General features: G+C 39.7%; 22 protein-coding genes and 1 tRNA gene. 4 read left to right on the plus strand and 19 right to left on the minus strand.

Annotated features, from left to right (window positions below; all coding sequences use genetic code 11):
* Window positions 1-8 precede the first annotated feature (8 nt).
* The 6 genes from kam1_RS04845 to kam1_RS04870 all read right to left on the minus strand — a co-directional run bounded on the left by kam1_RS04845 (window position 9) and on the right by kam1_RS04870 (window position 7,361).
* A tRNA-Leu gene (locus kam1_RS04845) sits at window positions 9-90 on the minus strand.
* Window positions 91-418: 328 nt separating this feature from the next.
* On the minus strand, window positions 419-1,813 hold the full coding sequence (locus kam1_RS04850) for a sigma-54-dependent transcriptional regulator (RefSeq protein ID WP_143958285.1): 1,395 nt from the start codon (window positions 1,811-1,813) through the stop codon (window positions 419-421).
* Window positions 1,814-1,824: 11 nt separating this feature from the next.
* Complete coding sequence (locus kam1_RS04855) at window positions 1,825-3,270, minus strand: ATP-binding protein (protein ID WP_143958286.1); 1,446 nt, start codon at window positions 3,268-3,270, stop codon at window positions 1,825-1,827.
* Window positions 3,248-5,209, minus strand: a complete 1,962-nt coding sequence (glgB, locus tag kam1_RS04860; protein ID WP_052250493.1) for a 1,4-alpha-glucan branching protein GlgB — start codon at window positions 5,207-5,209, stop codon at window positions 3,248-3,250. Before glgB ends, kam1_RS04855 begins: the two co-directional genes overlap by 23 nt.
* Window positions 5,210-5,288: 79 nt before the next feature.
* Window positions 5,289-6,602 (minus strand): Nramp family divalent metal transporter, encoded by a 1,314-nt coding sequence (locus tag kam1_RS04865; protein WP_039721655.1) that lies wholly within the window; start codon window positions 6,600-6,602, stop codon window positions 5,289-5,291.
* Between the two features lie 45 nt (window positions 6,603-6,647).
* A complete protein-coding gene (locus kam1_RS04870; protein WP_039721654.1) occupies window positions 6,648-7,361 on the minus strand; it encodes a metal-dependent transcriptional regulator in 714 nt (237 codons plus the stop codon).
* 118 nt (window positions 7,362-7,479) lie between these two features.
* On the opposite strand from kam1_RS04870, the gene acnA reads away from it, so the two are divergent.
* Complete coding sequence (gene acnA / locus kam1_RS04875; protein WP_039721653.1) at window positions 7,480-10,224, plus strand: aconitate hydratase AcnA; 2,745 nt, start codon at window positions 7,480-7,482, stop codon at window positions 10,222-10,224.
* Here acnA and kam1_RS04880 read toward each other — a convergent pair.
* From kam1_RS04880 to gap, 6 genes are all read right to left on the minus strand, one after another.
* Window positions 10,211-10,810 (minus strand): alpha/beta hydrolase, encoded by a 600-nt coding sequence (locus kam1_RS04880; RefSeq protein WP_235277383.1) that lies wholly within the window; start codon window positions 10,808-10,810, stop codon window positions 10,211-10,213. The two genes, acnA and kam1_RS04880, sit on opposite strands and share 14 nt — an antisense overlap.
* Complete coding sequence (locus kam1_RS04885; protein WP_235277381.1) at window positions 10,755-12,344, minus strand: peptide ABC transporter substrate-binding protein; 1,590 nt, start codon at window positions 12,342-12,344, stop codon at window positions 10,755-10,757. Before kam1_RS04885 ends, kam1_RS04880 begins: the two co-directional genes overlap by 56 nt.
* A 10-nt stretch (window positions 12,345-12,354) precedes the next feature.
* A complete protein-coding gene (gene secG / locus kam1_RS04890) occupies window positions 12,355-12,675 on the minus strand; it encodes a preprotein translocase subunit SecG (RefSeq protein ID WP_039721650.1) in 321 nt (106 codons plus the stop codon).
* Window positions 12,676-12,681: 6 nt separating this feature from the next.
* Window positions 12,682-13,449 carry a triose-phosphate isomerase gene (gene tpiA, locus kam1_RS04895; RefSeq protein ID WP_039721742.1) on the minus strand — a complete coding sequence of 256 codons (768 nt, stop codon included), beginning with the start codon at window positions 13,447-13,449 and terminating at the stop codon, window positions 12,682-12,684.
* A gap of 13 nt (window positions 13,450-13,462) precedes the next feature.
* Entirely contained in the window at window positions 13,463-14,680 is a 1,218-nt protein-coding gene (locus kam1_RS04900; protein WP_079254261.1) for a phosphoglycerate kinase, read from the minus strand.
* 76 nt (window positions 14,681-14,756) lie between these two features.
* Window positions 14,757-15,800 (minus strand): type I glyceraldehyde-3-phosphate dehydrogenase, encoded by a 1,044-nt coding sequence (gap, locus tag kam1_RS04905; RefSeq protein WP_143958287.1) that lies wholly within the window; start codon window positions 15,798-15,800, stop codon window positions 14,757-14,759.
* 301 nt (window positions 15,801-16,101) lie between these two features.
* Between gap and kam1_RS04910 the strand changes: the two genes are divergently transcribed.
* Window positions 16,102-17,055 carry a bifunctional methionine sulfoxide reductase B/A protein gene (locus kam1_RS04910; protein WP_235277373.1) on the plus strand — a complete coding sequence of 318 codons (954 nt, stop codon included), beginning with the start codon at window positions 16,102-16,104 and terminating at the stop codon, window positions 17,053-17,055.
* 29 nt (window positions 17,056-17,084) lie between these two features.
* Window positions 17,085-17,738: a hypothetical protein gene (locus kam1_RS04915; RefSeq protein WP_244946178.1), complete on the plus strand. Its 654-nt coding sequence runs from the start codon at window positions 17,085-17,087 to the stop codon at window positions 17,736-17,738.
* Window positions 17,739-17,770: 32 nt separating this feature from the next.
* Here kam1_RS04915 and cutA read toward each other — a convergent pair whose 3' ends face one another.
* From cutA to trxB, 7 genes are all read right to left on the minus strand, one after another.
* On the minus strand, window positions 17,771-18,085 hold the full coding sequence (cutA, locus tag kam1_RS04920) for a divalent-cation tolerance protein CutA (RefSeq protein WP_143958288.1): 315 nt from the start codon (window positions 18,083-18,085) through the stop codon (window positions 17,771-17,773).
* Window positions 18,086-18,667: 582 nt separating this feature from the next.
* Window positions 18,668-19,774, minus strand: coding sequence for a tRNA 2-thiouridine(34) synthase MnmA (mnmA, locus tag kam1_RS04930; RefSeq protein ID WP_039721643.1), 1,107 nt, complete (start codon window positions 19,772-19,774; stop codon window positions 18,668-18,670).
* A gap of 67 nt (window positions 19,775-19,841) precedes the next feature.
* Window positions 19,842-21,104, minus strand: a complete 1,263-nt coding sequence (gene clpX, locus kam1_RS04935) for an ATP-dependent Clp protease ATP-binding subunit ClpX (RefSeq protein ID WP_039721642.1) — start codon at window positions 21,102-21,104, stop codon at window positions 19,842-19,844.
* Window positions 21,105-21,113: 9 nt separating this feature from the next.
* A complete protein-coding gene (gene clpP, locus kam1_RS04940) occupies window positions 21,114-21,764 on the minus strand; it encodes an ATP-dependent Clp endopeptidase proteolytic subunit ClpP (protein WP_039721741.1) in 651 nt (216 codons plus the stop codon).
* Between the two features lie 5 nt (window positions 21,765-21,769).
* A complete protein-coding gene (gene tig / locus kam1_RS04945) occupies window positions 21,770-23,095 on the minus strand; it encodes a trigger factor (protein WP_235277372.1) in 1,326 nt (441 codons plus the stop codon).
* Between the two features lie 48 nt (window positions 23,096-23,143).
* Window positions 23,144-23,326: a hypothetical protein gene (locus kam1_RS04950; protein ID WP_039721640.1), complete on the minus strand. Its 183-nt coding sequence runs from the start codon at window positions 23,324-23,326 to the stop codon at window positions 23,144-23,146.
* 727 nt (window positions 23,327-24,053) lie between these two features.
* Complete coding sequence (trxB, locus tag kam1_RS04955) at window positions 24,054-24,986, minus strand: thioredoxin-disulfide reductase (protein ID WP_039721639.1); 933 nt, start codon at window positions 24,984-24,986, stop codon at window positions 24,054-24,056.
* A 175-nt stretch (window positions 24,987-25,161) separates the two neighbouring features.
* Between trxB and kam1_RS04960 the strand changes: the two genes are divergently transcribed.
* A complete protein-coding gene (locus kam1_RS04960; protein WP_143958289.1) occupies window positions 25,162-26,487 on the plus strand; it encodes a hypothetical protein in 1,326 nt (441 codons plus the stop codon).
* The last annotated feature ends 9 nt before the right edge of the window (window positions 26,488-26,496 follow it).

Here is a 26,496-nt window from a genome sequence, read left to right on the forward strand (position 1 = left end):
ATAAAAAGTGCACTCGGGGAGACTCGAACTCCCACGGGAAAACCCACAAGCACCTCAAGCTTGCGCGTCTGCCGATTCCGCCACGAGTGCATAAAAGACAATCGGCTTTTTTCTATAAACTTTCAATCATTAGTTAATATTCCACATTCCTTATAGGAATTGAACATTTAGCTAGCACACGATACGGTTTTTATATCCGTTGTTCCTGTCGAGGCAGGAGGCATACACTACTTTCAATTTTTTTATACTAGATCTATGAATGCTTTTTTCAAGCCAAAAAAATAGATGGAATATAGAGGATAGCTCCCATTTAGTGAATGGGTACCCGAAATCTTTTTTAGGAGAGCACCTATTTGCCCTGGCATTCTTGTATGTCTCATACTTTGCCAATATCGTAAAACTGGAGGAAAGCAGAAGCTCAATCAGAATCGAACATTTTTTTTTCAATTCTATACCTAAGCCAGTCTCGAGTAACCCCTAAAAGGCGTGCTGCTTGAGAAAAGTTCCCATGCGTCATTTCCAGAGCCGTTTTTATTAATTCTCCTTCAAATGCTTTTAAAGAGAATGGTTCATTAAGTAGCCACTTTATGAGTTCTTTTTTATCAACAAAAGGTTGAGGGAAGAAGCTATTGTCTTGAAACCTATTTTTTAAAACTGCATCAATATGCCGTAAACTAATAATATTGTCTTCACACCATAAGACGGCTTGCTCGATTTTATGTGAAAGTTCGCGAACGTTTCCAGGCCAACTGTAGTTTTGAAAACTCTCTATTACTTCTTTTTCTAATCCTTGAATATTTTTTCCATAATGAGCAGCGTATTTTCTAAGAAAATAGTTGGGAAGCTCGGCTATGTCCTCTTTTCTTTCTCTTAAAGGAGGCAAATAGATGGAGACAACGTTCAGTCGGTAGAGAAGGTCAGGGCGAAATGATCCTAAGCTGGCTTTTTCTGTTAGATTTCTATTTGTCGCAGCAATAATCCAAAGATCAATTTCCCTGTCCTTAACACTGCCCAAGCGACGAATTTTTTTACTTTCTATGGCTGTTAGTAATTTTCCCTGCAGATTAATCGGAAAATCTCCGATTTCATCCAAAAAAAGCGTTCCCCCATCGGCTGCTTCCATCAAGCCAGGCTTTGCATTTTTAGCTCCCGTAAAAGCGCCCTGCTCATGTCCAAACAACTCGTCTTCGACAAGATTTTCTGGAAGAGAAATGCAATTGACATGAATAAAAGCTTTGTCTGATCGGGAACTTTTTCGGTGGAGCAGACGGGCGACGACATCTTTACCAGTTCCAGTTTCTCCGGTGATTAATACGGTGGGAGGCGACTTGTCCAAAGGAAGGGCGACAAGTTTTTGAATTATTTCCCTAACACGAGTCATGGCTAGGGAAGAGCCCACTAGTTCAGTTTCTTCTCTTTTTCGATAATAGTCAATTTCTCTTTTTAACCGAATGGTTTCCTCTATTTTTAGAATTAATTGTCCTAATCTTTGGAGATCAATCGGCTTCTGGATATAATCAAAAGATCCCAACTTAATGGCTTCCACAGCATCTTCGATTGATCCAAAAGCCGTAAAAACAATTGAATAGAGATTTGGATGAACGGCTTTTGCTTTCTTCAATAACTCAATGCCTCCTATTCCTGGCAGGCGGCAGTCAACAAGGAGCAGTTCAGGATTCATTTCCAGACATTGGCTTAAGCCTCTATTGCCATCGAAACAAACGGTAGTCTCATGGCCTTTGTTTTCCAGAAACCGTTTTAAAGAAAGAGCCAGATTCTTTTCGTCCTCAACAACAAGAACTGTAAGCCCCATTGGTTTTGTCCTTAGCCATTAAAGCTTGAAAACTTAATACTTGCAGTAGTGCCTTTGCCTACTTCACTTTGTATGGTCAATAGTCCGCCATTTTGTTCTGAATATCTTTTAGCAATAGCAAGACCGAGACCAGTTCCTTCTGTAGATGTGGTGAAAAATGGTTGGAAGATTGCGTCCATGATAGCACTAGGAATGCCTTTACCATGATCAATAATTTCAAGAAGGACTGCTTTCTGAACGAGATCAGAACGGGTGATTATTTGAATTAAACCACCTTTTTCACTCGCGTTGATAGCATTAGCAAGCAGCTCTAGAATCACTTGTTCAATTTGCGAGGAATCAGAAAGAATGGGTGGTAAGGAAGGATCCAGTTGCAAATCGATGGTGATAGCTTTTGGAAGTGTTCGAGAAACACTAGGAATGAGTGCCTTTAAAAGATCATTTAGATTGGTTGGATGGCGATTTGGAACTGATGGTTTTGTGTAGGAAAGAAGATGATTAATCCTGTTGTTAAGCGTGTCCGTTTCTTTCATGATTTCTTTAAGAGTTTCTTTTGCAGATTCATCCAGATTGTCTTGAAGCAAAGAGACTTCAGCTAAAGCCCGTATGCTCGAAAGAGGGTTTTTAATTCCATGGGCAACAGCTGCAGACATTGCTCCAATCGATGCTATTCGTTCTGATTCAATAAGTTTGCTTTGAAATTTGTCAATCTTTTCAAAAAGATGGGCGAAGGCCTCAGACAGTTTTCCTATTTCTCCATGGAATGAGGGGAAAATTATTTTTTTAGGCTCTGCTTTTCCATTTTCAACAACTTCGATCAGTTTTTGCAAAGGAAGAGAAATGCCGAGATTTTGCCATCTATAGACCAACCATAGAATAACTCCACTGCAAAGGAAGCTGAGAGGGAAAACAGTTTGACTAAAGCTCACCAACTGTTGTTCTTTCTCTGTGATACTATTAATTGCTTGTAAATAGACCTTGTTTTGAAAATCAGCGATTACTTTGTCAAACTGATAATATTCCTTTTTTTCTATTTCTTCTTTTTTGGCTTCCAATAGCTCTTTTCTAGTTAATTTTGTAGCCTCTTCGAGTATTCCTAAGCTACAGCTATTCAAGTTCTTCCACTGCTCTTTAATAGCCTCAAAGGAAGTCTTTTCTTCATTGTCTGAAAAAAGAGATTCAATCGAAACAAGCTTTTCGTTTATGAGCGTTGAAAAATAGAGAAAATCAGTTTTGTCATAAGGGTTCTGGCCATCGATATAATCGGATATTTCTTTTATTAACTTGTATCCAAGCAATTTGATGTCGTTTAGCAATCGAATTTTTTCAGAAAGAAGCTGAATTTGTCGGATATTTTTTAAGGATAAAGCAGAGACCCAAGCCATTTCAAATCCTAGCGTCCCGATAATGAAGAAAAGAAGGAAAGCGGCAAGTTTAATTTTCGAGCTTATCTTCATGCGTTTTTTTAAAGGCGATGCAAGCAAGGGGAGGGAGGGTAAGAGAAAGAGAATAGGGTTGGCCTTGCCAAACGAGAGGTGAAGCCATTTCTCCTTTCGTAAGGCCCAAACCACTGCCGCCATACTCCGGGGCATCGCTGTTGAAAATTGCTTTCCAAAATCCAGCAAAAGGGGCTCCTACTAGATAATTGAGCCTTGGAACAGGAGTGAAATTAAAAACACAAAGAATATGATCTTTTTCGTCAGGAGATTTTCTTATGAAGCTTATGATACTTTTTTCATAATCTGAAAAGTCTATCCAATAGAAGCCGTTGGGAGAGAAATTATTAGCGTGGAGGGCTTTTTCGGATTTGTAAAGGAAATTAAGATATTTCACCATTGACTGTAGCTGTTTGTGGAATCCTTCAGAGGCCAAATGCCAATCAAGGCTTTTTTCATGATACCATTCATCCCATTGACCAAATTCTCCACCCATAAAGAGAAGTTTATGCCCAGGAAAAAAGTACATGTAAGAAAATAGGGCACGTAAATTTGCAAATTTCTGCCAGTTATCTCCAGGCATTTTCCTTAGCAAAGAGCCTTTTCCATACACTACTTCGTCATGGGATAGAGAAAGAATAAAGTTTTCTTGAAAAGCATACCAGGCACTGAATGTTAGCCGATTTTGATGATATTTTCTATAGATGGGATCGAGAGAAAAATAAAAGAGAGTATCATGCATCCAGCCCATGTTCCACTTGAATCCAAACCCAAGGCCTCCGGCATATACGGGTCGTGTGACCAACGGATAAGCCGTCGATTCCTCAGCAATAAGCTGTATGCCAGGAAATTCTTGATAAAGGGTTTCGCTTAGGGTGCGTAGAAAAGCTATGGCTTCGAGATTTTCGTTGCCCCCATATTTATTGGGAATCCACTCTCCAGGCTTTCTTGAATAATCGAGGTAAAGCATTGAAGCGACTGCATCAATTCTCAAAGCATCTGCATGATATTTTTCGATCCAAAAACGGGCACTGCTAATGAGAAATTCTTTAACTTCATATCTTCCATAATTGAAAATATAGCTTCCCCAGTCTGGATGATAGCCTTGTCTGGGATCGGCATGCTCATAAAGGTGTGTGCCATCGAATAATCCTAACCCATGCCCATCAGTGGCAAAATGAGAAGGCACCCAATCTAGAATCACTCCGATACCGTTTCGGTGCAGATAATCAATGAGAAACATAAAATCTTGAGGTGTCCCATAGCGACTGGTAGGAGCAAAATAACCCAAGCATTGGTAACCCCAGGATCCGTAGTATGGATGTTCCATTACTGGGAGGAATTCGACATGACTAAAACCCATTTCTTTGACATAGTTGGCTAGCAAAGGGGCAATCTCCCTATAAGTCAGAAATCTGTTGGCTTCTTCTTTTTTTCTTTGCCAGGATCCAAGATGCACTTCGTAAATATTCCATGGACAATTTAAACAATTGTTTTTTTCTTTGTTATCTATCCATTCTTTATCGAGCCATGTATAGTCTAAATGCCAAACAATAGATGCACTTTTGGGAGGGGTTTCCCATAAAAAAGAAAGAGGATCACCCTTGACCGTAACAATTCCGTTGGCTTTGGACTTAATATAGTACTTATAGAGATCTCCTTTGACTACCCCTGGAATAAAGATTTCCCATATGCCACTTTGATCCTCCCTGAAAACCATAGGATTTGCTTTTGGATCCCATTGGTTAAAGCTGCCAATCACAGAGACTGATTCAGCGTTGGGAGCCCACACCGAAAAATACGCTCCCTTTTCTCCTTGCCAACTTGTAAGATGAGATCCTAATTTTTCGTAAAGGTTGTAAAGGGTTCCATTCTTAAAATGATGGATGTCTAGCTCGCTAAAAAGGCTAGGAGAATGGGGTTTAGCAGAAGGCAAAAGAGGCTTTGAGGTGTTATTCATATCAGATTGTTTTAAATTACTCTCACTGAGTTATTATTTGTATGGAATGAACAGATAAAATCATCACCGGTTTGTAATTTTAAAAAATTTTCGATATCGAATCTACTAAAAGAAATATATTTAGCAGAATGACAAAAAGAGCGATGGCCCATCCTATTATGGATACTAAAGGACTTGCGCTAAATACTCCCATAATGGCCTTATTTTGATTCACAAGGAGTAGAGGGATCAGCGCAAAGCCGATCCCAAAGCTTAGTACCACTTGAGAAAAAATCATGAGTTTGGTGCTGTCTATGCCGAGTAAAATGGAAAAGACCGCTGGCAACATGGTAAAAAGTCTTCTAAACCATATTGGAAAGGTAAAATGAACGAAGCCTTGCATAATTACTTGTCCAGCTAGCGTCCCTACGGCGGATGAAGAAATTCCCGAAGCGAGCAAAGAAAGTCCAAAAATGGTCGATGCAAAAGAACCAAGGGCAGGAATGAGGGTTTGATAAGCCATTTCCAAACCATTAGGAGCAATATTGCCTTGATGGAAAATGGCTGCGGAAACAATCAGCATGGCCATATTAACACCACCAGCAATTCCCATGGCCAAAAAAACATCCACCAAGGAATACTGAAGTAATTTTTTTTTGCTTAGGCAATCAGTTGTATTAATTCTATCTTGGGTTAAGGCCGAATGAAGATAGATAGCATGAGGCATGACGGTGGCTCCAAGAATCCCGGCTGCCAAATAGATGCTTTCAGTAGATTGAAAATGTGGAATAAATAATCCGTAAAGGATAGAACCACTATCTGGGTGAGCTATAAACAATTCGAGCAGGTAACATAGGGCGACTATCCCCACAAAAGCACCAACAATTAGTTCCATCAGTCTGAACCCTCTTTTTTGTAGATAAAGAATGATGGAAGTGGTGATTGCTGTCAGACAAGCACCCCAAATGAGAGGAAAGCCAAAAAGAATTTTAAAGCCGATAGCGGCGCCAATGAATTCAGCAAGATCTGTGGCTATAGCCATGATTTCAGCCTGAATCCAGTAAAAATATCTAAAAAAGGGGCTTTGAATGGAATCTCTTATCCATTCAGGTAAGTTTTTCCCAGTAACCATCCCTACTTTAGCAGAAAGCCATTGGATAAATATTGCCATCAGGTTAGAAAAACAGACCACCCATAAAAGAGTATATCCATATTTTGAGCCACTTTCTATGTTGGTAGCATAGTTTCCAGGATCGATATAAGCAATGGCTGCAATGAAGGCTGGTCCAATGAACGGAAAAAACCTGTTTATTATTTTGGGTTCTTTTCCTTCAAGAATTTCTTTTGCTCTTTGTATGACCCAAGAATCAATTTGAGAACGTTTTAGCTGAAATTCTCTTTCTGTTTTTTTCATTTATCTTTAAAAAGGAAGACTGCAGCAAGAAGGTATATTGAAATGTTATTGGGTTTTTCCGCTTGTTAAGGAAGAAGGGACAATCATGATCTTTTCACTTATATATAGAGGAATTTTTATTGGTTTTTGTTCTTGCCCTAAGATGGAAAGCTGCATGCAGTCTTCGAATTTGTCTAAGACTGTGATGAGGGTGCCTGGCAGCAAGTTAAGGGTCTTGAAATTTTTTAAGGATTGTCTATCTTGTAACATGATTCTTGTAATTTGAGCTCTATCTCCTTTTTTAAGAGAGTAAAGCGTTCTTTCAGTGGTGTCGGTTGGCATCACCAGGTCAAAAGTAGGAATAGGATCACCATGAGGATCCCTTCGAGGATGACCAAGCATCCGGGCAATTGCTTTTTCAAATTGTTCGCTTATGACATGCTCCAACCGTTCAGCTTCCCCATGTACTTCATCGAGGCGGTAGCCTAATTTTTCTGCTAGGAATGTTTCCAGGAGACGGTGATGTCGAAGGATTTCTAAAGCTACGCGATTGCCTGCTTCAGTAAGATAGATGGCTTGATAGGGTTTTCTTTGAACTAACCCCAGTTCCACTAGTTTTTTGATCATATCGGTGACAGAGGCGGATTTGACCCCAATTTTTTGTGCTAGCGCTAAAGTGGTGACAGGCTCTCCTCTTTCAGAAAGGAGAAAGATTTCTTTGAGATAATCTTCTTGAGAAGTGCTAAGTTGTATAGTTGATTGTCTGTTTGTTTTCTTCATTGATTGTTACTTTAATAATTTAGATTATCCTAAAAATTTAAAAGAAAAATGATTTTTCTTGATAAAGTTGTAAAATTCATAACAAAAAGAAAATAACATTGATATATTTTATAGAACTATGAATTCTTTTTTTTCTCTTACTGGAATTGTACGATCCTTTTCTGTGGCGGGATTGGAGGGGACTTATTCTTATTACAGCCTTCCAGAGCTTCAGCGTCAGTTTTTCCCCAATTTAGATAAACTTCCCCTGTCTTTGAGATTCATACTGGAATCTGTTCTTCGAAATGCTTGCGAAGGTAAAGCCAAAAAAGAAGATGTTGAAAAATTCTTTGCTTGGCCGTCTCCTTCAAAAGATGAAATTCCTTTTTATGTCGGAAGGATCCTTCTTCAAGATTTCACTGGTGTCCCTTTGTTAGTCGATTTAGCGGCGATGCGAGATGTTGTGCAAAAGGCGGGAAAGGACCCACGCTCAATCGAGCCACTTATACCGGTAGATCTCGTTGTTGATCATTCCATTCAGGTGGATACTTTTGGGATCAAAGGGGCTCTTCAATATAATTTAGAAAAGGAATTAGAAAGAAATAAAGAAAGATATTCTTTTTTAAAATGGGCACAGTCAGCTTTTTCGCGTCTTAGAATTTTCCCTCCTGGGATAGGCATCTGTCATCAAGTTAACCTTGAATATTTGGCCAAGGGTGTTTTAAGCAAAAAAGAAGATCAGAGAACGGTTCTCTATCCCGATACTTTGTTGGGAACTGATTCCCATACCACAATGATTAATGGACTTGGAATCGTTGGGTGGGGAGTGGGAGGCATTGAAGCTGAAGCAGCCATGCTTGGAGAACCTTACTACATGTCTATACCGGAAGTGGTTGGGGTCAGATTAGTGGGGACTCTCAAAGAAGGGGTCATTGCAACTGACCTTGTCCTTGCTCTTACCGAAAGATTGAGACAAGAAGGAGTTGTTGGAAAAATCGTTGAATTTTTTGGTCCTGGTGTTCTTTCTTTGTCTGTACCAGATAGAGCGACCGTTGCAAACATGGCTCCAGAATATGGAGCAACAATGGGTTTTTTCCCAATCGATGAGCAGGTCCTTTTCTATTTCAAGCAAACTGGCAGGGAGCCGCATTGGATTGATTTGATCGAAAAGTACTATAAAGCTCAAAATCTTTTTGGAGTGCCTACCGAAACTTCCGACGTCATTTATTCTCATGTTTTTGAGTTTGATCTGGGTAATGTAGAACCATCGGTGGCCGGACCTAGAAGACCACAAGATAGAATTTCTCTTTCAGAACTTCCTAAAAAGTTTTACTCATTATTGACTCGACCAGCGCTTTCGCAGGGCTACGGTAAGGACCCGCAACAGATAGAAAAAAAATATAGAATCCATTCTTATCCTTTTAGACCTAGCAATGAGCAGACTGAAATTGGAGATGGTTCTATTGTCATAGCCGCTATTACTAGTTGTACCAATACTTCTAATCCTATTGCAATGATAGCGGCGGGACTATTAGCAAAAAAAGCTGTTCTCAAGGGATTGAAGGTCCCTGGATTTGTGAAGACCTCTCTTGCTCCTGGTTCTAGAGTCGTTGAAGATTATCTATTAAAAAGCGGCCTTCAAGAATTCTTGGATCAGCTTGGATTCAGCATTGTTGGCTTTGGATGTACAACTTGTATTGGGAATAGCGGACCTATTTCTGAGGAAATTGAGCAGACAATAAAAATGAACGATCTGGTGGTTGCCAGCGTTCTTTCTGGAAACCGAAATTTCGAGGCAAGAATTCATCCTTCAGTAAAAGCCAATTTTCTCATGTCGCCTCCTTTGGTTATTGCTTATGCGCTTGCAGGATCTATCTTCAAAAATCTTTTGGAAGATCCACTAGGCAGAGATCAAAATGGCAAAGAGGTTTTTTTAAAAGATATTTGGCCAAGTTCTGAAGAAATCCGTGAAGTAATAAATAAAACTATTCAACCAGATACCTGCCGTAGGCTTTATGAAGAGTTTTTAGAAAAAAATGATTCTTGGTCTAGAATCGACTATCAAAAAGGAATACTTTATTGCTGGGATCCGTCAAATACTTACATTCAGTATCCTCCGTTTTTTGAGGAGGCTATCTATTCTGAAACGCCAAAGCCTGCTCCTATTATTAACGCTAGAGCATTATGCTTGCTTGGGGATTCTGTTACGACCGATCATATCTCTCCGGCCGGCACGATCCCTCTCCATTCTCCTGCCGGTCGTTATCTTTTAGAGAAGGGAGTAGCCTTTCAAGATTTTAACAGTTTTGGATCGCGTCGTGGAAATCACCATGTAATGGTAAGGGGGACCTTTGGGAATGTAAGACTGAAAAATTTTATGGTTGGAGGTAAAGAAGGGGGAATCACCCGACATATGCCTGATGGAAAAGAGATGTCAATCTATGAAGCAGCTATGCTTTATAAAGAAGAGCAGGTGCCACTGATTGTATTTGCAGGAAAAGAATATGGCTCGGGAAGCTCTCGAGATTGGGCTGCTAAAGGGGTCAAACTTTTGGGAGTCAAAGCAGTTATTGCAGAAAGTTTCGAAAGAATACACAGAAGTAATTTGATTGGGATGGGTGTTTTGCCCCTTCAGTTTGAACCCGGTCAAAGTATAAAATCGGTAGGTATAGACGGTTCAGAACTGTTTTCTATTCCTCAATCGAGAGATTTCATTCGGCCGGGACAGCGTGTACTTTTAGAAATAAAAAAAACTGACGGAACAGTAAGAAATATCTCCTTACTCTGCCGGATTGATAATGAAGCTGAATTTAATTATTACGTTCATGGAGGGATTTTACCTTACGTTGTAAGACGTATTTTGAAGGATTCTACTCTTCGTTGAGCAGGGAGACGAGGGTTATTTTTGCTTTGAACAAGCTATACTCAACCATATCTTCATGCATAACTACTCTTGATGGTTCAATTTTAAAAGCTTGTTCTATCATAAAATTCTTTGTCTTTTGACCACAAAAAACATAATCAGCTATTCCTTTTCCGAAGCGGCCAAAGAGAAAGGGGGTTCTAGCTCCGTTTCTTTGATAGCACACAAATCCCTGAATGACATTTTCAGGGATACTAAGACGATTGGTGAAGTAGGCAATGGGATCAATAAGATATAGGAAATCCACATTTTTTTGTTTCGCTAGAAGCATTTTGCAGAGATTGATCGCTGATATGGCTCCTCTGCTGTATCCAAAGATGGTCAATGAGGAATCAGTTCTTTTGCAGGCTCTTGCAATGCAGTCAAGACGCAAAAAAGAGGTGGGTGGGAAAACAAGAGCCAAATTTTTTTTGCCTAATTCAGCCAGCTGATAATTAACATAAGGGAAAGAGGCGGGACCAAGACCATAAAATCCAATATTTATTTTCTTGCTACTTCTTGCGAAATAGTTTTGAAAGAGGGTGTTCATCGAGAAGATTGGGTTCAATACCTCCAATTTTTTCTGGATCATAAAGCAAGATACCTGAATAAAAATAGAGGGGAACAATGGGAAGTTCTTCTTCCACCAAGATCTTTTCAGCAGATTGCAAGATTTGGAATCTATGGGAACGATTAACTTCTTTTTGTGCCTTTGTTAGCAACTCTTCGTATCGGTTGTTAACCCATCCTGTTTCATTGTTAGAGGAAAATTGGGTAAAAAGATTCAAAAATGTTGTGGGATCGGCATAGTCCCCGACCCAACTTGATCTAGCAATATCAAAATCAAGTTGAGAAAGTGAATTGAGATAGACTTTCCATTCTTGATTCCTCAGTCCCACATGTATGCCTAAATTTTCTTGCCACATTGCTTGAATTTCCGTAGCTATCTGCTCGTTTAATTCTCCAGAGTTATAAAGTATAGAAAGGGGAGGGAACCCCTGACCGTTTGGATATCCGGCTTCAGCTAGAAGCTTTTTGGCCATTGCGGGATTATAGGGAAGACCAGAAGGCGTGTTATATCCTGGTATTCCGGGAGGAGTGATAGAGCCAGCTGGCAGTTCCCCCCCTCGAGTTATTATTCTAACAAGACGTGACTTATCAATGGCCATAGCTAGGGCACGGCGAATCCGGCTGTCGTTCAAAGGCTTGCGTTGGGTGTTGAATCGATAGAAATAAGTCGCAAAAATTGGAGAGGAGTGAAAATAGGGCTTTTGTCGAATTTTTTCTATAAAAAAGGTAGGAACGAGTCCCTTGTCAAGAATAAGATCGGCAATTCCACAATAGAAAAGATTAAAAGCAGTCGAAGCTTTAGTGGTGGTAAGTAAGTCAAGCTCTTTTGTTTTAATCGAGGATTGCGCCCAATAACGAGGATTTTTTTTAAGGACTATTCTATCATTGATCTTCCACTCATCCAAAATATAAGGACCATTGCAAACGATGTTTCCTACTTTTATCCAATCCTCTCCATAGACATTGATTGTGTCAATGGGGAGCGGAAAGAATACAGGCTCAGCAACAAGCTGAAGAAAAAAGGGGATCGGATCCTCAAGTTGTACTTCTAATATCGATTGCCCAATAGCTTTGATGCCAACCAATGAGAAATCGCTGATTTTACCTTCATAATAAGATTTTGCATTAGCGATCCAAAAAAAAAGATCCGCGTATCGAGATCCCTGATTGGGATCAAGAGCTCTCTTCCAAGAAAGGACAAAATCCTTTGCCTCAACTGGTTTTCCATTAGTCCAGAAAGTTTTGCGTAAATAGAACCGATAACATTTACCATCATGCGAGCACTCCCATCTTTCGGCAGTTCCTGGAATAATCTCTCCTTTTGCATTCCATGTAGTCAGTCCCTCAAAAAGGGCTTTGACAATCCTTCCCTCTAATTGGCCTGTTATAACGTGAGGATCTAAAGATTCAGGTTCTGGCCCATTGATGATAACGATTTGATCGGATGTTGATTTTACTTTGCAAGCGGATAAGAAAAAAGAGCTCAACAAAGGAAAAAGCAATAAAAGAGTTTTGAGACTAGTTAACAACAAGAGTGTTGGGTTATTTTTTCGATGGAAGCGTTTGGTGTTGCTCCACATCGGCTTTATGTAGCTTTTGTTGAATAGTTGTATGGCTACTGGCTCGATGAGCATAGAGAAAGGCTAATAATATCGAAAGAAAAAAGAAAGTGCCAGAAAGCCAAACCGTTATTTTAATGAGAATTGAAGAGGTGTGAGCTCCAAATAAAGTATCGGTGACAGAGCTACCGAATGCAGCACCTAATCCTTCCTGCTTACTTCTTTGCATCAAAATGACAAATACAAGAAAAATGCAGGTAATAACATAGATAACCAGAAAAAAACCGATTAAAAAGTCATACATATTATTTTATAATTTCTTGTTCAATATTATCGAGGAAAATGAGAGAACGTCAAGGCTTGCCCCTCCTATAAGTAAGCCATCAATGTCAGGGCAAGCAAGAAGCTCTTGGGCATTATGCGGAGTGACACTTCCACCGTATTGGATCCGGATTTTTTGAGCAATTTGATCAGAAAAGAGTTTTGTCAGCTGCTCCCGTATAAAAAAATGAACTTCTTGAGCTTGTTCTGAAGTAGCATTTTTGCCTGTTCCTATGGCCCAGATCGGCTCATAAGCAATGATACAATCAACAACCTGTTTTTCTTCTATAGCCATTAAATCTAACTCTAGTTGGGATCCTATTTTTTCTTTCCAAATGCCTCTTTGTCGTTCTTCAAGTGCTTCTCCGATACAGAGGATAGGATGCAGAGAGGCTGCTAAAGCGGCTTTAACCTTTTTGTTGATAAACTCGTCTGATTCTCCTAAATGAATTCTTCTCTCTGAGTGTCCAACAATGACATAGTGGCAATAAAATTCCCTAAGCATCCAAGGAGAAATTTCTCCGGTATAAGGACCGTGAGAAGCCGGATATAAATTTTGGGCTCCAAGACGCACATGAGAAGAATGATCTAGTAGTTCACTAACGGCTTGAAGAGCCGTAAATGGAGGGCAGATCACTATATCAGCAGCCGAATAGTCGCCTAATTCCTTAAGAAGGGCATGGACAAAAGCTTTTGCTTCGGAAACAGTTTTATTCATTTTCCAGTTTCCGGCGATAATTTTTTTTCGGGTATTCATAGGCATTATTTGATTATCTATCCGGAATAGATGCTATGCCCGGAAGTACTTTTCCTTTGAGAAAATCGAGTGTAGCTCCACCTCCTGTTGATATGAAACTTACTTTATTGGATAATCCACTTTGGTGCAATGCTTTGATCGAATCTCCACCTGCTACAATGCTAATAGCTGAAGGATTTTCAGAGATGCTTTTAGCTATCGAAAAAGTTCCTTTTTCACAACCAGGGATTTCAAAAACGCCCATAGGCCCGTTCCATAAAATGGTTTTTGCGCCTTTGATTTCCTGACCGTAAGACTGCATGGTTTGAAGTCCAATATCTACCCCAAGCCTTCCTTCAGGAATGTCAATCCCAGTAGTCCATTCGAGGGATTTGGCTATTTTTTGTTCGAAATCGATCGATGTGGCGACAAGATGATCGATGGGGAGCAAAAACTTTAGATTTCTTTCATTTGCTTTTGCTAGGGCTTCAGTGGCCACAGAGATTTTATCAGGTTCTACAAGGGAATTGCCAACTTTGTGTCCTAGAGCTAGGAGAAAAGTGTAGGCCATTGCCCCGCCAATCAACAGGCTATCAGCTTTTTCTAAAAGGCGGTTGATAACCTCTATTTTGTCTGAAACTTTGGCTCCACCTAAGATAACAACAAAAGGTCTTCTTGGGGCTTCTAACTCTTGACCTAAGTATTTCAGTTCTTTTTCCATCAAAAATCCAATGGCTTTTTCTTTCACAAAATGACTGACGCCCTCAGTGGAGGAGTGGGCTCTATGAGCTGATCCAAAAGCATCATTAACATAGACATCAATGAGAGAAGCAAGTGCTTTTGAAAATTCTGGATCATTTTTTTCTTCTTCAGGATGAAACCTTGTATTTTCTAAAAGCAGAATTTCTCCTTCGGCTAATTGTTCTTTTGCTTTATCTACCTCTGGCCCAATACAGTCGCCTACGAATTTGACAGGAACACCGAGTAATCTGCTTAAAAGAGGAGCAATAGGCGCAAGGCTTTCTTTTGGATTCTTTTTGCCTTTAGGTCGACCAAGATGGCTGATCAGTACAATCTTGGCTTTTTGATCTATTAAGTACTTTAGTGTTTCCAGTGTTTCAAGGATTCGTGTCTGATCGGTAATCACATAACTATTGGTGGCCTTGTCTAGTTCCAAGGGTACATTGTAATCGACTCTGACTAGAACTCTTTTGCCTTTTAAAGAAAGATCACGAATAGTGGTTTTCACAATAAATCCTTTCTTGATGGGTATAAGTACCCTCCTTTGATCGAAATCAAAGAGTTGTTTTTTTTTAAATAGTTAACGCTCAGATCCGACTTGCAATGTACTTAGCAAGATCAACGCAACGACAGGAATATCCCCATTCATTGTCATACCAGGCAATTAATTTGTAAAAGCGGCTATTTAAGGCAATTCCGGATCCTGCATCAAATATGCTGGAGTGTGAATCCTTCAAATAATCCCTGGAAACCACTTGTTCCTCCGTATATCCAAGAATACCTTCTAAATAACTTTCACTGGCCTTTTTCATTGCCCCACAAATTTCAGCATAATTTGTTTCTTTTGTAGTTCTCACCGTGAGGTCGACTACAGAAACTGTCGGTGTTGGAACTCTAAAGGCCATTCCAGTCAGCTTTCCTTTAAGTTCAGGAATAACTAGTGTAGTGGCCTTGGCAGCTCCTGTCGTTGCGGGGATAATGTTGCCTTCTGCGGCCCTTCCACCCTTCCAATCTTTTTTCGAAGGACCATCTTGAAGTCTCTGGGAAGCCGTATAGCTATGGACGGTTGTCATTAATCCTTCTTCTATACCAAACCCTTCTTTCAGGAGCACATGGACCAAAGGAGTCAGACAGTTAGTAGTGCAACTAGCATTGGAAATGATCGTATGCTTTCCCATATCGAGCTGTTCATGATTGACCCCCATGACCACGGTAATATCTGCTTCTTTTCCTGGAGCAGTAATGATAACCTTTTTAGCTCCAGATTTGATATGACCAATGGCCTTGCTAGCTGCTGTAAATAAACCGGTCGATTCAAATACGATGTCCACACCTAATTCTTTCCAGGGCATCGCCGAAGGACCCTCTTTTATGGAAAGACACTGAATGGTATGTCCATCGACCTCAAGTAAATCGTCCTCTTCTAAGCTGTCTTTTGATTTTGAGCTTTTGACCGGAAAAGGACTTCTTTCATAGTTTGTGTCGTATTTTAGCAGATAAGCAAGGTTGTCTGCTGAGACTATATCATTGACTGCAACAACTTCTAACTCGTTTAAAAGCTTCTGCTCAGCAATTGCCCTTAAAATCAGCCTTCCTATTCTCCCAAATCCATTGATTGCGACTTTCGGCATCGTATATCTCCTCCCTTTGTCTTAGTTGAAGACAAATTAAGTTTATATATACTATAAATAGTGAATTTCATCGTCAACGGAAAAAATTGAAACTGTTATTTTATCAGTTTTGACCAATAATGGCTAAACTACTTATACACTAGTGGATGAAGAATAAAGTTAAAAATTATTAAATTTGATGAATTTCAATCGACTTGGGGGCATAGGAAGCAATAGGAGTATAATTTTTATATTTATTATTTTTGTTGTAGGATCGGTTTTTGGATTTAAAGCGATTTTGAAGCCAAAGAAGGAACATAGCATGCAATTATATTTTATCGATATTGATGGGAAGCTCGTTGGTCCAGTGTCTTCTCAAAGAATTCAGTTTGATGATGCCAAGTGGAGATATTTGTTGGGGGCAGAAGTTTTTCGCATTACAAGAAGAGCTGGAACGGAAGCTCCCTTTTGTGGAGACTTGCTCGATATACATCAAAAGGGAATTTATAAGTGTTCTTCTTGTGGACTTCCCTTGTTTTCTTCGGATTCCAAATTTCATTCTGGCACTGGCTGGCCAAGTTTTTTCTCTCCTGTTGCAAAGGAAAACATCGTGGAAAGAGTCGATCTATCCTTAGGCATGATTCGTACCGAAATTCTTTGTGCCCGCTGTGGAGCTCATCTTGGACATGTTTTTGAAGATGGACCTAAGCCAACTGGCCTTCGTTATTGTGTTAATTCCGCTTCGCTTGTTTTCACTCCACAGTCTTTTTATGACAAAGTTACCACTGACGGTAGGAAGCTTTCTCAAGCCGCATTTGCTGGAGGGTGTTTTTGGGGCATTCAAGATTCTTTCAAAAAAGTAGAAGGAGTAATCTGGGCGGTTGCGGGATATGCGGGAGGCACTGTGCCATTTCCAACGTATGAACAAGTGTGTACGGGAACGACCGGCCATGCCGAAACTGTTTATCTGCTGTATGATCCCACTATAGTTAGCTATAAGAAACTTTTGGAGCTGTTTTGGCAAATCCATGATCCAACAACGGCTGAAAGACAAGGACCTGATGTTGGCCCGCAATACAGACCTATTGTTTTTTATTATAATGAAGAACAGCGACAAGAAGCCTTTCAATCCAAAGAAAATTTAGAAAAATCGAAATATTTTGGAAAGAAAATTGCTACAGCTATTCTCCCTGCTGCTCCTTTTTATCCCGCTGAAGAGTATCATCAAAACTATTTAGAAAAGCATCATTTAAGCAATGCTTGTCATAGGAGATAAATGGGAAAATGGTGGCATATTATCACAAAATGGCTAAACCCTTATTGGCCTTTTACTATTGGTTCACAGTATTTTTTTTTCTTGTTCCTGATTTAGAAGCCGTGGAAAACAAATCAGTTGAATACCTTAAAGCACCTTTTGAATTTGATCCTAAAATATGGCATTACCTTTTCGATGACAAGCCAGTGATTCTTTTGCAAAAGCATAAATCAAAAAACGGTTCGCTCTATTATATTCTAGAAAAAATAGAAACACCTGACCAAACCCATATAGGAACTACCTATTATATCCAATCTGTTCATGGAAAGGTTTATCTCCTATACGAAGATAGGAATTCGGAATCGCCCATTCCTCCTTTGACAAATATGGGCATACCATGGGAGATCGCTGTTGAGATCGAAAAGATCAACTTAATGCATAAAATAAACTCTATAGGATTAAAAAATACTTCCAAGTGGGTGGTTGAGAGTATTACCAAACATAGAAATATTTATTTCTATACTCCAGAATTTATTGAGGCAGCTAAGAGACTGAAGATTCTTCCCAAAAATTATAAATTGCCTCCTTTGTTGCCAAAAGATGAGGCTGAGCTGGAAAAATATTTATCGACAAAGATTACTCCTACCCTCATTGATGAGCAGTTGGTTGGAGAAAGTGCTCCCACAAATTCATTGAATAGATAGGCAGAGAGGTATTGCAGGGATTTTTTTTGAGTCTATGTTAATTCCTTTTTCCACCAACGTAAATATGGAGGAAAAACTTGAGATGGTTCAAAACTTATAATTTCTGGACATTCATAGCTGTGGTTTTCCTTAATGAACTGCATCAACTCTTCCCACTTTTCTTCTGAAGATTTGGCAATAAGCATAGCCTCTTGTGTTTCTTCCTGTTTGTTTTCCCACCAATAGAACGAATAAACGAGAGGGATAATATTGACACAACTAGCAAGTCGTTTTTTAACAATAAGTTTTGCCAATCTTTCTCCTTCTTCTTTATCTGAACAGCTCATCAAAACGACACGCGGCTTCATGATTCTATTTATAAAATGAATCTTCTCTGAATTCTATTTTTTAATAAACAGAAAAGAGCTGAACAATGCTTATCACCAAGCGAAAGGTTTCAAGAAAAAAAATGTGTAGCCGAGCTTTTTCTCTCTACACTCGTAACGCTCCTTTTACAATGCCAGCGCTTCGTTGAACACGAAAAACCACAAGCCGGCAAAGCGGCGCATTTGCAGCTCTTGATGGCCATTGGGCATCTATTCGTTTTGGAAAGCTTGAATGCGTTAAATGTTTCAAAGCATATCTGATCAAGATGGGGGCAAGGATAATCACGCCCATCTGTTGGTAGAATACCCGGCCAAGGTCGCCCTCTCCATTTTCCTAACAGCCTTAAAGGCGTGTCCAACTGTTTGCTGCGCAACGATCTTCTAGGCCTTCAGAAACGCTATTGCAGAGGCCTTCTGTAGTCGCTGCCTACTGCGTCTCAAGCTACGATCGTGCGCCAATAGCAGACACCACACTGAAACGAAAGACAGGGAAGGCTTCGTCCCCCTCCCGCGTTATCCTTCCCCACCATGAACGTCAAGGCTTGTCGTTCTCCAAGTAAAAGATCAATCCTTAGGTGGATCCCTTTCTATCCATCCGCCTCCAAGCACGGTATCTCCCTCGTAACAAACGGCTGCTTGTCCTGGAGAAATTCCAAATTGTGGGGATTCAAAATCTACTCTGAATCGACCATTTTCCAAAAGCGTGATAAAAGCAGGAACCTCCGGATAATTATATCTTAGTTTTACTGTAACTTTTCGGGTAGTTTGAATTTCTTTTTCAATCCAATGGGCTCCCGCCACATAACAATGAGTTTTAAGTAGACTTTGCCAGCTTCCAACTTTAACTGCTTTTGATAAAGGATCGATATCAACCACATAGAGTGGACGGCCTTGGCCACCTGGAAGCCCTTTTCTTTGGCCTACAGTATAGCGTTCAATGCCTTGATGGACACCAATCACCCTTCCTGTTTCATCTAAAATTGGGCCGGCATTCGATTCTTTGGGATCTATTTTTTCTTCGATAAAATCTTTGTAATTTTTTCCAGCTACAAAGCATATGTCTCTACTTTCTTCCTTGTTCCATACAGAAAGACCGGCTTCTTTTGCAATAGCCCTTACTTCTTTCTTTTCTAGATAGCCTAATGGAGTAAGCATTCTCGAAAGCTGGATAGGAGAAAGAGAAAAAAGAAAATAGGATTGGTCTCTTGTTTTGTCCTTTGCTTTTTTTAACCTAGGAGAAGTAGTATCCTGATGCTCCACAACCGCATAATGACCTGTTGCAATATATTCTGCTCCCCAAGACCTGACTTTAGACCAGAGCCTCCCAAATTTTACTTTTTCGTTACATTTCACACAAGGATTAGGAGTCCTTCCTTGTCTATATTCGTCTAAAAAATAATGAATAACCTCTTTTTCGAAAAAATCTGCCTCATCAATTGTATAATGAGGAATACCAATTTGAGCGGCCAAGTTTCTAGCATCATTGATTGCTTCCGGTCCACAACATTTCTCTAATGAACGGCTCATACAGGAATCTGTCCATATCTTGAGAGTGATTCCTATAACATCGAATCCTTCTTTTTTTAAAAGCAAAGCAGCCACAGTAGAATCAACCCCTCCGCTCATGCCAACGACTACTCGACAGCGCTTCTTAGGAAAAAGAATGTTCATGGGTCCAAATAAAAATAAAATTTATCTACCTGAGAAGTCTCTTCTCGAGAAAAGGCAAAACTTCTTTTTAGGCGGCTTCTTTTTCCTGTCTTCGTTTCAAAATTGGGGTTTTTTTTCCTTCAGCTACTAGACGCGAAATAATAACTTCTTCAATATCTGTTCTAGAAGGAAGCTCAAACATGATATCTAGCATGATTTTTTCAATCATGTTCTTTAAAGCACGGGCACCCGTTTTTTTCTTTTTTGCTTCTTGAGCAAAAAACCTAATGGCTTCCTTTGCAAAGGTCAGCTTGATATGGTCCAAGGCAAAAAGTTTTACATACTGCTTTATTATCGCGTTTTTAGGTTCGGTCAAGATCCTAACCAGTTCATCTTCAGTTAGTTCAGAAAGGGTAGCAATCACTGGAAATCTGCCCACAAATTCGGGGATCATGCCATAGGAGATGAGGTCTTCAGGTTCGACTTCAAGTTGTCCATTCGATTGGGAATCTTCTGTTTGTAAAGCATGTTGGAAACCAAGCACCTGTTTGCCCCGTCTTCGGGCAACTATTTTGTCCAAACCAATGAAGGCGCCACCACAAATAAAAAGAATGTTCTCGGTATTGATTCGAATAAACTCTTGATGAGGATGCTTGCGTCCTCCTTGAGGAGGAACATTGCAAATAGTCCCTTCAAGCATTTTAAGAAGAGCTTGTTGGACACCTTCTCCTGAAACATCTCTTGTAATCGATGGGCTGTCAGATTTTCTAGATATTTTGTCTATCTCGTCAATATAAACGATACCCATTTCTGCTTTTTTAACATCAAAATTAGCGTTTTGAAGCAGTCTTAAAAGAATGCTTTCCACATCTTCTCCTACATAACCTGCCTCTGTGAGGGAAGTGGCATCGGCTATACAGAAGGGGACATCAAGAAGTCGAGCAAAGGTTTTAGCAAGGAGTGTTTTACCAGAACCTGTGGGGCCAACAAGGAGAATATTAGTTTTTTCAATTTCGACATCTTTTATTTGATTCAGAGAAGAAAGATCAGTCAATTCACCACTGAATATTCTTTTGTAATGATTGTGAACAGCCACGGAAAGAATTTTTTTTGCAGTGGTTTGACCTATGACATAGTCTTCGAGTCGAGCAAAGATTTCAGTAGGCTTTGGAATTTTTGGCTTAACTTGATTTTTAGCTGGCTCTTCGCGAAGTTCCCTTTCAAGAATACTATGGCAAACCTCAACACAAGCATCACAGATATATACCCCTGGTCCAGAAATCAGCTTACGCACTTCTGCTTGGGTTCTCCCGCAGAAAGAGCACATAGTTATATGCACTGATCTTGCCATGACTATACTCTATTTCCCATCTCCCATTATAATTTGTGGTTGGGGGACTGGTCTAATACTGACTCTGGTTTTGACCACCTCATCAATGAGCCCATAGGCTTTTGCATCTTCAGCGGACATAAAAAAGTCTCGATCCGTGTCTTTTTCCAATCGTTCAATGGGCTGTTTAGTATGATACGATAGGATTTCGTTCAACAACCTTTTGGTTCTTAATATTTCTTGAGCTTGAATGCTGATGTCGGAGGCTTGGCCCTGTGCTCCACCAAGAGGCTGATGGATCATAATACGGGCGTTGGGTAGAGCAAACCGTTTGCCTCTTGTTCCGGCAGCAAGTAACACGGCTGCCATACTTGCAGCCTGACCGATACAATAAGTATTAACGTCGCAACTTAAAAATTGCATTGTATCATAAATGGCCATACCCGCTGTCACGTACCCTCCAGGAGAATGGATATATAGGCTAATGTCCTTTTTTGGATCTTCCATTTGAAGAAAAAGGAGCTGGGCAATGACCAAATTGGCAATGTTGTCATCGATCGGTGTGCCAATAAATACAATTCTATCCTTAAGCAACCTAGAAAATATATCGTAGCCTCTTTCCCCACGGCCAGTTTGTTCCACAACCATGGGAATGACTTGGGAAATAATAGGATTAGTCATAATTTTCAATTTTCAATCTTTGCTTTTTCCAATAAAAAATCTAAAACTTTTTGATTAAAAACCTCATTCACTAGAGCGTTTAACTCTTCAGAAGGAAGTTTCTTTAAAAATTGTTTTGGTTCCATCCTTTGTTTTAATGCCTGGTTATGAATTGCAATTGCTAAATCATCTTTGGTTACGGAAATGTTTTCTTTTTTCGCTATTTCTTCAAGAAGAAAATGCAATTTGGTTTTTCTTCTTGCCTGAATCAGAGCTTTAGAATAAATCTCTTCCTTTTTTTCTTCAAGAACAGCAAGAGGAGTCCCTTTTTGTTGCATGTCAACAATCACCTTTCTAAAAAGCCACTCGGCTTCTTTTTCTACTTCAGATTCTGGAAGTGAGAAATCGGAAGAAGACAACAAATAATCAATAATTTTTAACTTCTGTCTGTGACGAGCCTGCGACTCTTTACTTTGTTTTATGGATTTTTCTATCGCTTCCACAAACTCTTTTTTATTGAGACCTGCAACCTCCTGGGTCAATTCATCTGAAAGAACAGGTAAGATTTTTGATTTGATGGCGTGAAGTTGTACAGTATAGGTTACTTCCTTTCCTCGCAACGGCTCTAAAAACCAATCCTCAGGAAAACTGATCGCAAAGGTCTTGCTCTGCCCAGCTTCCATTCCAATCAATTGATCTGTGAAACCCGGTAAAAAAACTCCTTCTTTAATCAAAATCCATTGGTTCTCCCCTTTAGCCATCACACCCGCTGTTGGAAGCAGCTTGGAAAGTGGCTGATTGTCCAGAGTCCCCACATAAGAGACAACTACAAAATCCCCATTGGCTACTGTTCTCCCATGAACATCGACAAAAGTGGCTTTCGATTCCATTATTGACTCGATGGCTTGATCGATCTCTTCTGGTTTGATTTCCGTATCTTCTTTAGGAACGGGAATATCGGTATATTTAGGGAGAGTAAAATCAGGTTTGGTATCAATAATAGCTGAAAAAGAAAAAGGTTCTCCTGGTTGGTATCGAATGTTTTCTAGATCGATTAATGCAACCACGTCTATGTTATGTGCTTTAATAGCTTTTTCATAAACAAGCTTGAGTAGTTCGTTTTCAGTTTTTCTGTCGATCTCTTTTTTATATATTTTTTCAACAACTTCCTTTGGTGCTTTTCCAACCCTAAAACCAGCGACTTTAGCCTTTTTAGCAAAATCAAGAACTATTTTCTCTCTTTCTGGGATTGTCTCTTCAAAAGGAATTTCAATATAAAGCCGTTTCCGACATCCCTTAATATCTTCAACTTTACAACCCAAAGAGGGTTTTTCCATAACATTCTCAGTCATTCCCATAAACCTCCGTGTTGATGCTTAAGAGTAACCCTTTAAACAACTTCATCGACCTTTAGAGCTTGTATGCTCTAGTTCATAAGATATAAATCTTTGCTTGATAAGCCTTCCTAGAACATTAATAGCTAGGAGTTCTTTAATTTCCAGGCCATAGTTCTGTCTTGCTAGCATAGAAAGATTGATCGCTACTGCTAGCCGTCCAAAAGACCATGGAACTATTTTTAACATTGTTAGCCTGTTTTCTTTAGAGATAATACTTAAAAAATATTACACCTAAATGGAATTAATTACCCCTATTTGCTCTTTTGTTTTAGTCAACTCAATTGATAAGTTATCAGTAGAGAGTAGACTTTTTTATTATTTATTAATAGCCTACTTTTAAAGCTATACAATTAATTAATTTTGATCCTTTTTTGTAGAATGGTGTAGAAATATCCTATCCATTGACTGCAAGTAGGAGAAAAACTGTATCGATTGCTTCGCTGCTGACGGCTACAACTTAATGTTGTGGGGATGCATTGCTATTTGGCCAGTTATCCAACGTAAAAAAAAAGCCTGTATCGGTGTGCTTTAGTTAGTTAAGGCTATGTAAAGGCGCCATGCGCCCCTGCGATTATCTATGGATAGATGAGAATGTTCCTACAATTCTAGCCTGTGTCTAGGTTTGTGACCCCTCTGCCTATTCTCAGTGTGTTTTCACAGGGATTGCATCCCATTGAGCTAGCAGGAAGCAAACCAACAAAAAAGTGCTTGCAATCAGGCTTCTTTTAAGATGGTCAAAGAGATTCGAAAAAATCAACCGTGCAAAAAACTAACCGAATCATCAAGGATGGGAAAAGACATGGGTAGGCTAATAATTGGAACTATCAACTTTAGCAATACTCTGGAAGTTCAGTCAGAATACTGCTCGTTTAAATTCCAATGAGGGGCTACAAAACCTCTGATTGACACTATCTTAGATACTTTTCTCTCTTAAATATCTTTCAGCGTCTATGGCAGCCATACAACCCATGCCAGCAGCGGTGACGGCTTGTCTGTAAACACCATCTACACAATCGCCGCAGGCAAATACTCCAGCCACACTTGTTTTAGTTCCTTCGGTGGTTTTAATGAGCTTTTTTTCGTCCAGTTCTATTTTTCCTTCAAAAATTTGCGTGTTTGGTACATGTCCAATGGCTACAAAAAGGCCTCGACATTCCAATAAGTTGGTTGTTCCTTCTTTCACATTTCTCAACAAAACACCGGTAACTCTATCCTCTTTTGGATCTAAAACTTTCTCAATGACGCTATTCCATATCACTTTTATTTTTGGTTCATTCAGTACGCGTTCAGCCATAATAGATGAGGCTCTCAGGGCATCTCTTCTATGTATCAGATAAACGACTGAAGCAAATCGGGTTAGATAAAGGGCTTCCTCACAAGCTGAATCTCCTCCACCTACTACCACAAGAGGTTGGTTTCTAAAAACGGGCAATGCCCCATCACACGTTGCGCAATAACTAACACCTTTTGTTTCAAGTTCAGATTCACCAGGAACAGAAAGTTTTCTAGGTCTCGCCCCAACTGCAATAACTACTGCTTTTGTTTCAAGCCATTCATCATCTATTTTGACTCTCTTTATTTTTCCATTACACTGAAAATCGGTTACTACGGAAAGATATTTGACCCTGGTTCCAAATCTTTCGGCCTGTTTTCTCATCGCTTCCATTAGTTCTGGCCCCTGTATTCCTAAAGGAAAGCCAGGATAATTTTCAACAAGAGTTGTTGTTGTCAAAAGCCCGCCTGGTTCACTGCCCGTAACGAGGAGAGGGGAAAGCTTGGCTCGTGCAAGATAAATGGCCGCTGTCCAACCAGCACATCCTGAACCTATAATGATTACTTCTTCCATGGAACCGATATTATAGATTATTTTTAAGTATTTAAATAAAGATAGTACATTGTTATTAAAAACATTTTTTTAATAAAATGTATTTTAAGATAAATTAAAATATTGAAATTTTTAGTATTTTATTTAAAAAAAATTATTGACTTCATTTTTGTTTTGATTTGAATCTAAACTTCTAGTGACTTCAATACCATTGAACGCTCTATTTCAAAAAATTCAATTTATTCGGGATCATGTTCCACGGTCGGGATTAATTAAAGACAAAGAGTGGAAAATAAGTCCTTATAGTTTCTATTTAGAAGAGCGGTATGTGGAGATTCTCTACCGATTAGGTTTCTATTTGCAAAAGTTTTATGGAGCCGCCGACCTTCTCTATAAATGGAGCGTAAAAGGAAAGTCTCCTGCATTTATTGCTGAACTTTTAGATAAAGGAAAACCGGCAGATCTTATTAAAATTTCCAGAAGTGAAGAGCTAAAAAACGCTTTGCCTGTTGTCATTCGGCCTGATCTCATATTGACTGACGAAGGATTTGCGCTTTGCGAACTTGATAGCGTGCCGGGAGGCATTGGATTGACTGCTTGGCTTCAGGAGACCTATGGGCGATGGAATGATTTCTTGATTGGTGGAAGCGATGGGATGAAGCGAGGATTCAACAGTATTTTCCCCGAAGGAGTGGTCGTTGTTTCTGAAGAGGCGATGACTTATTGGCCAGAATTTGAATATCTTGTAGGCAAAGACAGAATGCGTCATGCAGAAAGCTTCCGGTTTGATTCTGAACCGGTCTATCGGTTTTTCGAATGTTTTGATTGGGAAAAATTAACCGAAATCCGAAAAAGTTATTCTCCAGCTAAGCACAGGATTACTCCTCCTTTGAAGCCTTATTTAGAAGAAAAACTCCTGTTGGGGTTTTTTTGGGTCAGATCTTTGGCGGACTTTTGGAAAAGATACCTTACCGAAAAAGGGATGCGATTTTTACAGCAGATAATTCCTTATACATGGATAGTTGATCCATCGCCTCTTCCTTATAATGCGGTGCTGCCAGGACTTGAGGTGCAAAGTTGGAAGGAAGTGGGGGCATTTAGCCAATCGCAAAGAGAACTTGTATTGAAAGTTTCTGGTTTCAGCCCCTTAGCGTGGGGTTCTAGGGGTGTTTATATCGGCTCCGATATGCCTGCCTCTCAGTGGCAAGAGAAAATCGCTACAGCTCTTGCTGATTTTCCTCATCATCCTTGGATCATGCAAAAATTCATTCGTGGCAAACTTGTCAGACATCCCTATGCTCAAGGCGAAAAAATAGAAGAAATGGAAGGAAGAGCTCGTGTTTCCCCTTATTATTTTGTCTTTGACTCAAAGGTGCACCTTTGTGGGGTTCTGGTGACGATCTGCCCATCGGACAAAAAAATTATTCATGGGATGAAAGATGCGATTATTGTTCCTGCTTCTTATGGGAGAGAGGTACAACAACACCAAAAAGAGCATAATGAGGTTTTGAAAGTTGGTTAATTGTTAGGC

Source organism: Methylacidiphilum kamchatkense Kam1, assembly GCF_007475525.1.
Lineage (GTDB): Bacteria > Verrucomicrobiota > Verrucomicrobiia > Methylacidiphilales > Methylacidiphilaceae > Methylacidiphilum > Methylacidiphilum kamchatkense.

Coding starts and splice junctions, on each gene's coding strand:
- kam1_RS04850 (WP_143958285.1), bottom strand. CDS start 1,813: ATGGGGCTTACAGTTCTTGTTGTTGAGGACGAAAAGAATCTGGCTCTT.
- kam1_RS04855 (WP_143958286.1), bottom strand. CDS start 3,270: ATGAAGATAAGCTCGAAAATTAAACTTGCCGCTTTCCTTCTTTTCTTC.
- glgB (WP_052250493.1), bottom strand. CDS start 5,209: ATGAATAACACCTCAAAGCCTCTTTTGCCTTCTGCTAAACCCCATTCT.
- kam1_RS04865 (WP_039721655.1), bottom strand. CDS start 6,602: ATGAAAAAAACAGAAAGAGAATTTCAGCTAAAACGTTCTCAAATTGAT.
- kam1_RS04870 (WP_039721654.1), bottom strand. CDS start 7,361: ATGAAGAAAACAAACAGACAATCAACTATACAACTTAGCACTTCTCAA.
- acnA (WP_039721653.1), top strand. CDS start 7,480: ATGAATTCTTTTTTTTCTCTTACTGGAATTGTACGATCCTTTTCTGTG.
- secG (WP_039721650.1), bottom strand. CDS start 12,675: ATGTATGACTTTTTAATCGGTTTTTTTCTGGTTATCTATGTTATTACC.
- tpiA (WP_039721742.1), bottom strand. CDS start 13,449: ATGAATACCCGAAAAAAAATTATCGCCGGAAACTGGAAAATGAATAAA.
- gap (WP_143958287.1), bottom strand. CDS start 15,800: ATGCCGAAAGTCGCAATCAATGGATTTGGGAGAATAGGAAGGCTGATT.
- kam1_RS04910 (WP_235277373.1), top strand. CDS start 16,102: ATGCAATTATATTTTATCGATATTGATGGGAAGCTCGTTGGTCCAGTG.
- kam1_RS04915 (WP_244946178.1), top strand. CDS start 17,085: ATGGCTAAACCCTTATTGGCCTTTTACTATTGGTTCACAGTATTTTTT.
- cutA (WP_143958288.1), bottom strand. CDS start 18,085: ATGAAGCCGCGTGTCGTTTTGATGAGCTGTTCAGATAAAGAAGAAGGA.
- mnmA (WP_039721643.1), bottom strand. CDS start 19,774: ATGAACATTCTTTTTCCTAAGAAGCGCTGTCGAGTAGTCGTTGGCATG.
- clpX (WP_039721642.1), bottom strand. CDS start 21,104: ATGGCAAGATCAGTGCATATAACTATGTGCTCTTTCTGCGGGAGAACC.
- clpP (WP_039721741.1), bottom strand. CDS start 21,764: ATGACTAATCCTATTATTTCCCAAGTCATTCCCATGGTTGTGGAACAA.
- tig (WP_235277372.1), bottom strand. CDS start 23,095: ATGACTGAGAATGTTATGGAAAAACCCTCTTTGGGTTGTAAAGTTGAA.
- kam1_RS04950 (WP_039721640.1), bottom strand. CDS start 23,326: ATGTTAAAAATAGTTCCATGGTCTTTTGGACGGCTAGCAGTAGCGATC.
- trxB (WP_039721639.1), bottom strand. CDS start 24,986: ATGGAAGAAGTAATCATTATAGGTTCAGGATGTGCTGGTTGGACAGCG.